Source organism: Coprobacter sp., from assembly GCF_982436375.1.
This window is the reverse complement of sequence record NZ_CEWDCG010000078.1, coordinates 1-12,779: the sequence shown is the minus strand read 5'-3', so window position 1 is coordinate 12,779 and position 12,779 is coordinate 1. Positions and strand designations below refer to the sequence as shown.

Annotated in this window: 13 protein-coding genes; 4 read left to right on the top strand and 9 right to left on the bottom strand. The window is 38.3% G+C overall.

Translation table 11 applies throughout. The features are described 5' to 3' along the window. Positions 1 to 65: 65 nt before the first annotated feature. A complete protein-coding gene (gene typA, locus AC1WHX_RS06135) occupies positions 66 to 1,862 on the bottom strand; it encodes a translational GTPase TypA (RefSeq protein ID WP_302544841.1) in 1,797 nt (598 codons plus the stop codon). A gap of 332 nt (positions 1,863 to 2,194) precedes the next feature. Here typA and rpsO point away from each other — a divergent pair, with 332 nt between their 5' ends. Further along, positions 2,195 to 2,464 carry a 30S ribosomal protein S15 gene (gene rpsO, locus AC1WHX_RS06130; RefSeq protein ID WP_009318702.1) on the top strand — a complete coding sequence of 90 codons (270 nt, stop codon included), beginning with the start codon at positions 2,195 to 2,197 and terminating at the stop codon, positions 2,462 to 2,464. Positions 2,465 to 2,567: 103 nt separating this feature from the next. Here the strand turns inward: rpsO and AC1WHX_RS06125 are convergent, their stop codons facing one another. Genes AC1WHX_RS06125 through AC1WHX_RS06115 form a run of 3 tightly spaced genes read right to left on the bottom strand, consistent with a single transcriptional unit; the run spans position 2,568 to position 4,760 of the window. Next, positions 2,568 to 3,077 carry an IbrB-like domain-containing protein gene (locus AC1WHX_RS06125; RefSeq protein ID WP_302544840.1) on the bottom strand — a complete coding sequence of 170 codons (510 nt, stop codon included), beginning with the start codon at positions 3,075 to 3,077 and terminating at the stop codon, positions 2,568 to 2,570. Between the two features lie 2 nt (positions 3,078 to 3,079). Beyond that, positions 3,080 to 4,369 (bottom strand): DUF3440 domain-containing protein, encoded by a 1,290-nt coding sequence (locus AC1WHX_RS06120; RefSeq protein WP_302544839.1) that lies wholly within the window; start codon positions 4,367 to 4,369, stop codon positions 3,080 to 3,082. Then, the gene (locus AC1WHX_RS06115; protein ID WP_022390319.1) at positions 4,341 to 4,760 is read right to left on the bottom strand and encodes a hypothetical protein; all 420 of its coding nucleotides are present in this window, start codon (positions 4,758 to 4,760) and stop codon (positions 4,341 to 4,343) included. Before AC1WHX_RS06115 ends, AC1WHX_RS06120 begins: the two co-directional genes overlap by 29 nt. A gap of 560 nt (positions 4,761 to 5,320) precedes the next feature. Between AC1WHX_RS06115 and AC1WHX_RS06110 the strand changes: the two genes are divergently transcribed. Beyond that, positions 5,321 to 5,920: a YqgE/AlgH family protein gene (locus tag AC1WHX_RS06110; RefSeq protein ID WP_278585101.1), complete on the top strand. Its 600-nt coding sequence runs from the start codon at positions 5,321 to 5,323 to the stop codon at positions 5,918 to 5,920. Here AC1WHX_RS06110 and AC1WHX_RS06105 read toward each other — a convergent pair. The 5 genes from AC1WHX_RS06105 to AC1WHX_RS06085 form a co-directional block, all read right to left on the bottom strand. After that, positions 5,913 to 6,434, bottom strand: coding sequence for a GNAT family N-acetyltransferase (locus AC1WHX_RS06105; protein WP_022600502.1), 522 nt, complete (start codon positions 6,432 to 6,434; stop codon positions 5,913 to 5,915). The genes AC1WHX_RS06110 and AC1WHX_RS06105 overlap by 8 nt on opposite strands. 12 nt (positions 6,435 to 6,446) lie before the next feature. Then, entirely contained in the window at positions 6,447 to 7,196 is a 750-nt protein-coding gene (locus tag AC1WHX_RS06100; RefSeq protein WP_122337915.1) for a glycosyltransferase family 2 protein, read from the bottom strand. A gap of 8 nt (positions 7,197 to 7,204) precedes the next feature. After that, complete coding sequence (locus AC1WHX_RS06095; protein ID WP_122337916.1) at positions 7,205 to 8,641, bottom strand: B12-binding domain-containing radical SAM protein; 1,437 nt, start codon at positions 8,639 to 8,641, stop codon at positions 7,205 to 7,207. Positions 8,642 to 8,718: 77 nt separating this feature from the next. Continuing rightward, positions 8,719 to 9,342 carry a recombination mediator RecR gene (gene recR / locus AC1WHX_RS06090; RefSeq protein ID WP_270214035.1) on the bottom strand — a complete coding sequence of 208 codons (624 nt, stop codon included), beginning with the start codon at positions 9,340 to 9,342 and terminating at the stop codon, positions 8,719 to 8,721. Between the two features lie 117 nt (positions 9,343 to 9,459). Then, on the bottom strand, positions 9,460 to 11,442 hold the full coding sequence (locus tag AC1WHX_RS06085) for a fructose-bisphosphatase class III (protein WP_039928426.1): 1,983 nt from the start codon (positions 11,440 to 11,442) through the stop codon (positions 9,460 to 9,462). A gap of 131 nt (positions 11,443 to 11,573) precedes the next feature. Here AC1WHX_RS06085 and yihA point away from each other — a divergent pair, with 131 nt between their 5' ends. Both yihA and AC1WHX_RS06075 read left to right on the top strand, forming a co-directional pair. Then, positions 11,574 to 12,179: a ribosome biogenesis GTP-binding protein YihA/YsxC gene (yihA, locus tag AC1WHX_RS06080; RefSeq protein WP_009318712.1), complete on the top strand. Its 606-nt coding sequence runs from the start codon at positions 11,574 to 11,576 to the stop codon at positions 12,177 to 12,179. A gap of 176 nt (positions 12,180 to 12,355) precedes the next feature. Further along, positions 12,356 to 12,779, top strand: a 424-nt coding sequence (locus AC1WHX_RS06075) for a nucleoside deaminase (protein ID WP_481228998.1), incomplete at its 3' end; no start/stop codon positions are given.

The window sequence follows — 12,779 nt, the reverse complement described above, 5'->3', positions numbered from 1 at the left end:
CTATAAAAGAAAAAGAGACCGAACTCTAAAAAAATCTTTTGGGTCGCCCCCTTTTATTAAATATGTTATTTATTGCTTCGTTTACGTTCCGTCTCATCCAAAATAATTTTTCGGAGACGAATATGATGCGGAGTAACCTCTACATATTCATCTTCTTTAATGTATTCGAGAGCTTCTTCGAGGCTAAATACGACAGGAGGAATAATTTTTGCTTTATCATCAGCTCCTGAAGCACGCATATTGGTGAGTTTTTTCGATTTGGTTACATTCACTACGATATCGCCCTCTTTGGCATTTTCACCCACAACCTGCCCTGCATATACTTCTTCTTGCGGAAAGATGAAGAATTTGCCTCGATCTTGCAGTTTATCTATTGCGTAAGCATAAGCAGTTCCTGATTCCATAGCAATCAGCGATCCGTTTGTACGGCGGTCAATATCGCCTTTCCATGGTTGATATTCGAGAAAACGATGAGCCATGATCGCTTCACCGGCCGAAGCGGTCAACACATTATTCCGAAGGCCGATGATACCACGAGACGGAATTGAAAATTCCATGTGTATGCGGTCTCCTTGATTATCCATGCTTAGAAGATCTCCTTTGCGGCGTGTTACCATATCGATAATCTTGCTGGAATATTCTTCAGGTACGTTAACGGTTAATTGTTCTACCGGTTCACATTTTACACCGTTGATTTCGCGGATGATTACTTGGGGTTGACCTACCTGCAGTTCGTAACCTTCACGACGCATGGTTTCGATTAAAATAGATAAATGGAGAACTCCACGTCCATATACAGTCCATACTCCATCCTCAGGAGCTTTTTCTACACGTAAAGCAAGATTCCTGTCCAGTTCTTTTTCAAGTCGTTCGGCAATATGTCTGGATGTAACGAATTTGCCGTCTTTACCGAAGAACGGAGAGTCGTTATTGGTAAATGTCATCGACATGGTCGGTTCGTCGATGGCGATTCGTTTCAATGGTTCCGGATTTTGAATGTCAGCGATCGTATCTCCGATCTCGAAACCTTCGATACCGATCAGTGCACAAATTTCACCTGATTGGGCAGTTTGAACTTTGGTACGTCCCAATCCTTCGAAAATATGTAATTCCTTAATTCGTTGCTTTGAAATAGAGCCGTCTTTCTTGCATAAAGCAACATCTTGTCCTTCGTGTAGCTCTCCTCGGTGCACGCGTCCTATGGCAATACGACCTACATAGGACGAGTAGTCTAAAGATGTTATCAGGAGTTGGGGTGTTCCTTCTAAATAAGCTGGTTCGGGAATATTCTCGATAATGGCATCTAATAAGGGAGTGATGTCTTCTGTCCGGTTTTTCCAATCAGTTGACATCCAATTTTGTTTTGCAGATCCGTAAATTGTCGGGAAATCGAGCTGTTCCTCTGTAGCATCGAGACTGAACATCAGGTCGAATACCATTTCCTGCACTTCATCGGGACGGCAGTTCGGTTTATCTACCTTATTGATTACTACGATAGGTTTCAAACCCATTTGTATTGCTTTCTGCAATACGAAGCGGGTTTGAGGCATCGGGCCTTCAAAAGCATCTACGAGCAATAGACAGCCGTCGGCCATATTCAATACCCGTTCGACTTCTCCCCCGAAATCGGCATGTCCCGGAGTATCTATAATATTTATCTTATAATCTTTATATCGTATTGATACGTTCTTGGAAAGGATTGTAATTCCTCGTTCACGTTCCAGATCGTTATTGTCGAGTATTAACTCGCCGGAGTTTTGATTCTCGCGAAATAGTTGTCCGGCCAAAAGCATTTTGTCGACCAGAGTTGTTTTCCCGTGGTCAACATGTGCAATGATAGCAATGTTTCTGATTTTTTGCATATAATCTATTTTGAGTGGCGCAAAGGTACGACAAAAATTTTTATGATGTTTCTCTTTAATTTAAGTTTTCTTCCTTTGTCATTAATATTTAATATTCTGATCCTTTTCGTAAAAAAATTTTTTCATGTTTTTAGAGCCTATCTGAATTTTGAGGGAATTATGGAAGAATCTGCGGCAAAGAGTTAAACAAAACTAAAATGGGAGATACCAGAATCTTTTCAGAATAAAAAGCGTTCGTATATTTAAAAAAGCTTACAAAAGTATGGTAAATCAAAAATGAATTTATACCTTTGCCCCCTCAAAGAATTTATTAACAACAAAATCGCAGAAAAATGTATTTAACTTCTGAGAAAAAAAGAGAAATCTTTGAGAAATACGGAAAGTCTAATACTGATACTGGCTCACCTGAAGCGCAGATAGCATTATTTTCATACCGTATTGCTCATTTGACTGAACATTTAAAGTCAAATCACAAAGATTATAGTACTGAAAGAGCTCTTAGAATGTTGGTTGGTAAACGTCGTCGTTTACTTGACTATTTAGTAAAAGTCGATATCGAACGGTATCGTGCCATTATTAAAGAGCTTGGCATCAGAAAGTAAGGAATTGCTTCAGTCCAAAAAACGGCTATCCGTATTTACGGATAGCCGTTTTTGTATTTTTTTTATCTGACTAAAATCTTGATGATTAAATGGTTAGCTATTTTTAATCTTTTGCCAGACTGAATTCTTTATCGGCGAATAGTTCTGCCAATCCCGAAATTTGCTTTAAACGCAGTAACTCATCTTTGTCCATTCCTATGTTTTTTTGTATCCAACTATCTGACATACCGGCCTTTACAAGTTCCGATACAATATTACTCATTAGCTCAATATTGTGAGTTCCTCTTGCTCGGTTATGGCGTATTGTAGAAGCCATTCGGTTAGATAGATCTTTTTCTATTACAACAACCGGTAATTTTCCTTCTTCTCGTTCATAAATCCGTTTCGAGGTTTTCATTACCTGATATCGGTGATATCCATCTACCAGTTCATAAATGTCCTGTTCGGGGATATAATAACATACACAGGGCATCGTATATCCATCTTCCCAGATTGAAATCTCCAGAAGTTTCATTTCCGGAGGAGCGACGATATTCGGATTGTAGCTATTGGCTACGATCTTTTCGATCGGAACGGACAAAACTTTATATACGGGGCTTTGATATTTTTCCATAATTAAAATAAGGATTGGTATTTTTTCATGACACTTTCCCTTAATTCTTTTTCGTGTTTATTAGGGGAGAATCCCATGTATTTGCAACAATGGTCGTTTTTCAAAATGCAAATGCAAATTCGTTTAAAAGTCGGGATTTCTTTAAATTCAGGAATATCGATGTCATCGAGATAATCCATTCTCACAGGTTTCTTCGAAGTTTTATAGTTGCTTTTTTCTCCGACAGTGATCGAGATACCGGCATCTTCCAACTTCTTTATTGTTTCATTAGCAAGACAGCCGCCTTTATTTTTCCAAAAAGCCACGCTCACCGATAGTTTTTCAAGATAGTTGTTTCTTGTTTCTTCGGGAAGTGTACTTAGTAAAAATTTCATATAATCTGCCCATGTCATATTCTTAGGCAATTTTATAGACTGCCATCCTAAAGCCGTTGTACCGCCATATATCCCCGCAAATCCGACTCCGTTTACTCGGTTTATCATACGTCCCCACATGTCAGGATCGATGGCTCGGTATAATTTTAAGCTCCCGATTGCTTGAGAAAGAAAAGGACTGGCTACACGTTGTTTCTCCAAAGAGACGCCGGCTTGGTAATACAAATCATAGAGATGGTTATAGTCCCATTTGAATTTTCCGTTTGCAGTCCATACATCTGTTGTCTGCCAATCATAAATCGGATATGCATTGTAGATGTATTCTCCACACCGTCTTGTCCATTTCAGACCTTTATATTTCTGATAATTTTTTGAGCTGTATATTGTTCGCCAACGGTTATAGCTTTCTTGAGTCCGTATTCCGACAAGACAGCAAGTACGTTGCGCTTTTTTTTGGATGTGCAACCAGTGGGCGAATTTGTATTGGAACTCATAATCCCACATGTCTTCTGTGTAAAATGGAAAATCTTCTTTTCGGTAACAACCTTCAGGCATCTCACGTACCCAGATGTCTTGGCATGCATCGTCCCACGGTCGCCAGAATTGTTGGTACATAGAGGTGCAGGTTATAACTTTGAACGGTACGCAGACCCGGTAAACATTCAGAATGTCCGCATTAGATTTGAATACTCGTTCTACGTACTCTATTGTTTCTTGATATTGTACTTCATAGTCCATATGGAAAACCGTCAGTTTCCGATCGAGCTTATGTTTCCGAATGTAATCGATGCAGAGATTCAATAATACTCCGCTATCTTTCCCGCCGGAGAAAGAGACATAGACATTATCAAATCCGGAAAAGATCTTTTCCAGGCGGTCTTGGGTCATATCATATACATTCTTTCGGGTTGTTTTCATCTCCTTTCCATTCCATTTTTACATAAAGTTTCCATTCTTTGACTGGAGAAAAACCTTTCTCCTGAAATATATTTACGTGTCGGGTATGTGTAACGGAATATATCGGATAATCTTCTCCGAAAGTGGTTACAACTTTGTCTATCATTTGGGAAAGCAATTTTGCATTATCTCCCGAAATATAATAGTTGTCTATTGTGACGTTGTGTGCTTTGATTTCGACTGGAATGAATCCTTGAACAGTATTGTTTTCGGTCGTGACAAACCAAATGTGGTGTATTGAAGTTTTAAAAGGATAATTGTTGTTCTGTCTCAAGATTCCCGGACTCATAACCAAAGGGGCGACAAGCTTATATAACTGGGGATCGGTTCCTGAAAATTTTTCTATCTTCATAAAAACAAACTTTTAAATCCTATGTGATGCCCGATGAATTATAAAAAATCATCAATACTTATTAAATTGATCTTCTCTTCTTAAAATCTTGTTTTAACTAAAAATGTACTTGAATAAAGCATTGTATTTTTAGCGATAATACTATTTTATGACAATAAATATTAGCAATTTGTCATCTTTTGTGCATATAAAAAATAAATAAAGAAAATCATATTCACAAAATTATAAAATTAATTTCTGATTTGTATGAGATTTTGATTTATAACTGATTATTTTTAAGATAAATAAACTTTGGTCGGTGTGTAAATAATTATAAAATTTAAACTTTAATGAGAATCGGATTTTAATAGCCGGTCTAATTTTATTCGAATAAAGTTTTAGAGAAATCCACAAGAACAATCAGTCCCTCCAAGGGCTCTCAGTTGTGTTTTTTGTTATTTTTATTGTTTGATTCTTTCTTGTTTTGAAGATTGGAATGACTGATTTGAAAATATTTGTTTCAGAAGTATTTGGATTTGTCGAATAGTTTTTTTACTTTAGATTATTAATTGGTAATACGAATGAGATTAGGAACGGAAATATTTCAGGTGAACCGTAGTTTGAAAGACCCCTATACCGGTTGTTTATTGGTTTCAGAACCATGCCTGAATGAGGTATATTTCCAACGGTCGGTTGTTTTGTTGGTCGATCATGATCCGACGATCGGAAGTATGGGGCTGGTTCTTAACAAGTCTTCCAATCTGATGTTGAATACCGTAATCGACGGTTTGGAAAATGTTCCGGAGATTCCTGTCTTTTGCGGAGGGCCTATGGAGAGCGATCATTTGTTTTATATACATACATTGGGGCGATTAATACCCGGATCGATAGAGATAGCTGAAGGATTATATATCGGAGGTGATATAGATGTGGTATTGTCTTATATAAGAAGTGGAAATACCGTAGAGGGGCATATAAAATTCTTTTTAGGGTATAGCGGTTGGGAGGCCGGGCAATTAATAGATGAGATTGCCAATATTTTTTGGATCGTATCCGAAAAAGTATCGCCTTTATTTTGTATTTGCGGTGATGGGGAACAGAGTTGGCGTAAAGCTGTCGTAGATTTAGGAGAAGATTATAAATCATGGCTCAAATATCCTCGTTTGCCTATTCTCAATTGATCCGTTGCATGACAACTACGTTTTTATATCCGTTTTCAGTTTTTACCCATTCTTTAAAAAGTCCGCAAGATATGAATCCGTTTTCAGAAAAGAGTTTCAAACTGTTTTTATTTTCTTGAAGGATGTGGGCATAAAGTTGGTGCAGATGCAAAAAACCGAAAGCGTATGAACACATTAGTTGCAAAGCTTCATTGCCGAAACCTTTCCTTTGATGATCCGGCGCTATAAGAATACCTACCGCTCCTCTTTCGTGATGTGGGTCGATCTCGAACAAATCTACCATTCCGATTGTTTCGTTCGTTTTTTTTAAAGTAATCATCATTCGTAGTTGTCGGGTCTGATAAATATCGTAACAACTGTTTTGAATATATTCACGAAGAGTGAATTTTGAGAATGGAGCTAATGTACATCCATGAACCCATAGAGAAGAGTCGTTTTCCCATTGATATAAAATGTCGAGATCTTCGGGTTCGATAGCTCGTAAATAGATATTTGTTCCGGATAGGTATGACATACTTTTTACAGTTTAAAGATAACGGTGATGTTTTTTGTAGAAATAGAGGAGTGCCTGAATATGTCGGCATGCCAATTTTGAAAAAATTTTTCGGTTGGTTACCCGTTTCCAATGATGGATAATTGAAAATTGGGGTAGATAGACGATTTTGAAGCCATTATTCCGTACTCGTATACAAAAATCTGCATCTTCCGGACCGTAAAAAATATTTTCATCCAAAAGACCTGTCAAATCAAGTACTTCACGACGGATCATTTGACAAGCTCCGATTAAATATTCCGGCTCATATTCAACTGTATGAAAAATCTCTTTATTTTTTCTTCGTATAAAAGTGTAGAAAATATTTTTGAATTTTATACCGAGTCCCGGATATTCCTTATCGCTTTTTTGAGTTTCTTTTTGTGTATTTGTCAGCTTGCAACCGCAGATTCCTGTTTCGGGATGAAAGTCCATGTAAGCAATCATGCCGTATATAGCGTTCTCGTTAGCGATAGTGTCATCATCGAGGAGCAGAATATATTTGCCCGATGCTTTTTCTATTCCCCGGTTACGGGCATATGCTACACCTCGGTTACAGGGAAGTGTGACTGTCTGTATTTGAGGATAGTTTTCCTTAACATATCGTGATGCGCCGTCTGTTGATCCGTTATCTACCCAGATGATCTCGATATCTTCTTTCTGCAGTGTATATGAAAGAGATGCAAGGCACTCTTTAAGATGTACCAGAGAATTCCAAGATATGAGGATGATTGATAACCGCATAAAGACTATTATCCGAATAATTTTATTTTTAAGGCTCTTAAAGCGTACGAAAATTCTTTGACTGAAGTAAAGCGTCTGAGTTGTGTCGAAATAAAATAATATGAAAAGAAATATTTCAAATTGCTTCGGAATAATATCCTTTCCATTTCGTGAGATGAAAGATGAGGATAATTTAATATTGACTCTCGTTGAACATCGGTAGGAACATATTCTCCACCCTTAATCCATCCGTTTTCTTTTGCCATAGCATAAAATTCCGTACCGGGAAAAGGAGATACGATGTTGAACATAATCTGATCGACTTTCAGTTTTTTTGCTCGCCGTAAAGTATCCTTAAGAGTTTCTTTGGTTTCTAACGGGCTTGTCCCGATTAGAATATTCAGCTTGACCGGAACATTATATTTTTTCAGATACCCGATTGCGTCATATATCTGTTTTTGTGTAATTCCTTTTTTAATGAATTTGAGAATATCATCGTTAAATGATTCTACGCCTAAATCGACATATTTGCAGCCCGACATACCTAAGGCTCGGGCTATTGTGTCGGTAATCGCATCAACGCGGGCTTGACATCCCCATGAAAAGCCGTATTTACGCATAATATTACAGATTGCCAGTGTTCTTTCTTCATTCCAAATGAAGTTGTCGTCCATGAAGCCGATGGCAGTATATCCTTGTTCGTGCAATATCTTCATCTCTTTTTCAATACTCTCTATTGAGCGAAAAGAGATAAACGGCTTCTTTTTAAACTCCCGGCGATTCTCTATTTCCCGAGCGAAAGTTAACGAACTCGGTACGCAGTAAATGCACTGATAAGGACAGTTTCGTGAAGTGATTGCTGTCGTATAAGGCGATATTTTTAATTTGGGATTGTGATAATCCCGATCTGCAATATGATGGCGTGCAGGAAAAGGAAGAGAATCTAAGTCTTTTAATAACAAATGGAATTTGTTGTGTATGATTTTCCCGTTTTTCAGGTATGAGATACCTTCGGTCAGTTTCCAGTCTGTTCCATCTCGTAAAGCATTTGTCCATTCTTTTACAATGACTTCCGGTTCTCCTCTGACGATAACTACTTTTTCATCTGTAAAAAAGCGATCTGTAAAATAAGTAGGTCCTGGACCCATAAATACGACAAATGCGTTCGGCCGATATTTCCGGATTAGGGATAATGCGATTAAATCGTTCTCTATTGACAGATTTACAGTCCAGATATAATAAATATCGCTGTCATCTTCTTTAAGGAACTTTTCGAATTTTTTTCGTGAGGTTTTGTAATAGACGAAGTCTCTATATATCGGAGTATATCCTTCTTGTTCTAATACTGCGACAACGGTCAATTCATATATGTTTGGTGCTGCATACACGATACGGGTGCACCCCGCAGTTCGTTCAGCAGGTTTATTATGATCTAATACAGGTGGAACTAAGAATGTTAATTTCATGGACCTTAATTTAGCGATAAATTCAATATATATAAACGATCTATTGACGGTATTTCGTATATTTATATTCCGTTTTTTTATGGTTTGAATGTCTCATTGAACGGCATTCTGTTAATAATAGATCTGCCGAGAGTAATCTCATCGGTATATTCCAGTTCGTCACCAACCGATACCCCTCGTGCTAAAATGGAAATTTTTATATTGTAAGGAGCGAGTTTTCTGAAAATATAAAAATTGGTCGTGTCTCCTTCCATCGTAGCGCTAAGGGCAAGAATAATTTCCTGTATCCCTCCTTCCGATACCCGTTTTACCAGGCTGTCTATTTCCAAATCAGAAGGACCAATCCCGTCCATGGGAGAGATGACGCCGCCTAAAACGTGATACCGTCCTTTGAATTGATGGGTATTTTCAATTACCATCACTTCTTTAATGTTTTCTACGACACAAATGATAGAATCGTCCCGGTTGGGGTCGGAGCATAATGAGCAAGTATCCGAGTCGGAAATATTATGACATACGTGACAATATTTTATCTCTTTACGAAGTTTTATAATGGCATTTCCGAAATTTTCTACGGAAAACTCCTCCTGCCGGAGCAGGTGTAATACTAACCGCAAAGCAGTTTTTTTTCCGATACCCGGTAGTTTGGCAAACTCATTTACCGCATTTTCAAGTAATGCGGAAGAGTAAGGTCGATTCATCTGAATATTGTTTTTTGTGTTTGTCTGATTCTCTATGAATAATACTGTTTTTGTGATGACCGAAGTGAAAACAGTCTTAAAAGAGATTCGATATTAAAAAATATTTCTGTTACGAAATTAAGATTTTTCTTTAATAAAGCCGTTACGGTAAGCGATCAATAATTTTTTCAAATCTTTTATCTGAGTCTCGAGCTCTTTTCCTATATCGGTGTCGCGTACCATCATTCGTTGCGAATTGAGTTCGAGGATAAAACTGGTCGAAATAATATCGATACCTTCTTCTATTGCTTTTTGTGCCGACTGAAAAGGCTCGTGTTGTGTCAGTTGTAATCCTCGTGAGTGAAAAATCAACGTATAGCCTGCGATTCCGGTTTCCGGTTGGTACGCTTTTGAAAATCCACCGTCGATTACCAGAAGCTTTCCACCGGCTTTTACCGGTTTTTCTCCTTTGATCGTTTTTACCGGAACATGTCCGTTGATAATATGGGAATGAATATTATTTATTCCAAATTCTTTCAGTATCATGTCGCAGACACGCTCTTCATTTCTTAATGTGTAATAATATCCCTTTTTCTCTTTCCAAAGCTCTTTATCATCGGTAAAGTAGCGTTCGAACGTCGCCATTTTGTCTTTGTCGAATGGAGGTGCATCTTCTCCGCACCAGAGATACCACATATAATCTCGTGCAAATTTTTTCTCTTCAGAACCCTCTTCATCAAAATAGGCGATTCGTATTATCTGATCTATTCGGTCGAGTAATGCTTTTCCCTTATATTTTTTGTCTCGTATCGTTATCTCTTTAAAAGATCCATCGGCATTCAACGGTATAGAGGCATGATACAGCAGATTAGAGTTGCGTACCAGATATATGCTTCCGTAAGAAAACAGGCATCGCATGTGTTTTCTCAGTTTTTCGCTGTTGACAAAAGAGTAGCGTAATCGACGTATCAAATCTTGCTCTTCATCGGTGAGATTATAGGGATCTTTAGGATCGATAGTCGGGAAATAAGAGTCTGTTAAAGAATATTCTTTTCCATTCAGAATCAGCTTTCCCCGCTTATAATCGATCTTATCGAGCAATAGTCGGTTATCCATATTATATTCGGGATGAGCCTTGATAAGCTGAGCCTCCAGTTTAAACTGTATGATTGTGATTGCCTTGTGCATTTGAGCAATCAGTTTTTGGGTCTTTTCGCTATGTACGTTATCCGTTCCTACTTTGGGCATGAAAAGCGAGCAAGGATCATCTTTATAACGTTCTATGGCGAATGTCGCCAGTGGCAGTAGATTTATTCCATACCCGTCTTCGATCGTAGTCAGATTCCCATAACGCATTGCCATTCTTATCACGTTGGCGATACAGCACATGTTACCCGATGCAGCCCCCATCCATAATATATCGTGGTTGCCCCATTGTATATCGAAATTGTGATAATTACATAATGTATCCATGATAATATGAGCCCCCGGTCCTCGGTCATATATGTCGCCTACGATATGCAATGTGTCTATCGTGAGTCGTTGTATGAGGTTGCACATGGCGATGATAAAACAATCAGCTCGCCCTGTCGATATGATAGACGAGATGATACCGTTCACATAAGCTTGTTTGTTCGGGTCTATCTGCGATTCGTGTAGCAGTTCCTGTAAGATATAGGAAAATTCTGCAGGGAGAGCTTTTCTTACCTTTGATCGAGTATATTTCGAAGAAACATTTTGACATACTCTGATCAGTTGGTGAAGCGTGATTTTGTACCAGTCTCCCATATCCGGTTCATGGGATTTAATCAGTTCCAACTTATGATCGGGATAATAAATGAGTGTACATAACTCTTTTTTTTCGCTCTCCCGAAGAGTTTGACCGAAAATCTCGTTGACTTTACGACGTACTGTGCCAGATGCGTTTTTCAGAACATGTTGGAAAGCTTCATATTCTCCGTGTATGTCTGTCAAGAAATGCTCAGTCCCTTTGGGTAAATTCAAAATCGCTTCCAGATTGATGATCTCGGTACATGCGTCCGATATGGTCGGGAACTGTTTTGAAAGCAGTTGTAAATATCGCAGGTCTTGTAATGCGGTCTCTACAGATATATCGTTCATAGAATCATAATTTTCCATGTAAAGTAATAGGTTTAGTAATTCAAAAATAGCCTTTTTTTTAGATTCGGGCAAGATTATCGGCAGATAATCCTTATATTTGTCATAATAACTGTCGATTAACTAAAATGATTATGGAGATAAAAAGTGCACGTTTTATAATAAGTAATACAGATGTAACGAAGTGTCCTTCGGGAAATTTACCGGAATATGCCTTTATCGGTCGTTCTAATGTAGGGAAATCGTCGTTGATCAACATGCTTACCAATAAAAAAGGGCTGGCGATGACTTCCTCTATGCCCGGTAAAACGCAGCTTATCAATCATTTCCTGATCAATGATGCTTGGTATTTGGTCGATCTTCCGGGATACGGATATGCACAACGCGGTAAAGAAGGGCGAGAAAAAATACGCAGCATTATAGAGAGCTATATCCTGAACCGTTATGAGATGACTTGTCTGTTTGTTCTGATAGACTGCCGACATGAACCGCAGAAAATCGATGTCGAGTTTTTAGAATGGCTCGGAGAGAACGAAATACCTTTTTGCATAGTGTTTACCAAAGCCGATAAATTAGGGCCTGTGCGCTTTAAGGAAAATGTCGAGGCTTATAAGAATCGTTTGCTTGAAGATTGGGAAGAACTTCCCCCGGTATTTTATACCTCTTCAGAGAAAAAGCAGGGAAGAACGGAATTACTCGATTACATCGGAAGTATAAACGATTCGTTGGAAAACAGTTAAGGTGTTTTCTGCAGGCTCTTAACCTGCTTCTAAATTACGTTAAATAATATATTGCCATGAAAAGAAACACTATATTTGTGAAAGCCCTTTGTTCACTGCTTGTGATCTGCGGGCTTTTTTTATCAGGTTGTAAACAAAATAACAAAGATCATAATATGGCGACAAAAGATGATTTTATGCGGGAAGCGATAGCGCTTTCTATTGAGAATGTGAAAAATGGAGGAGGTCCTTTCGGTGCAGTGATTGTGAAAGACGGAAAAATTATTGCAAGAGGAGTAAATCGAGTAACGGCATCCAACGATCCTACCGCTCATGCTGAGGTGAGTGCAATACGTGAAGCTGCCGGGAAATTGGGACGGTTCAATTTGAGCGGCTGTGAAATATACACGTCGTGCGAACCTTGTCCTATGTGTCTGGGTGCGATTTATTGGGCTCGACTCGATAAAATGTATTATGCTAATACGAAAACCGATGCTAAGGATATAGGATTTGATGATTCGTTTATTTATGATGAGCTTGAATTAAAACCTGCAGACCGTGAGCTTCCTTCTGAGACTTTGTTGCGGAATGAGGCGATAAAAGCTTTTGAAATGTGGAATA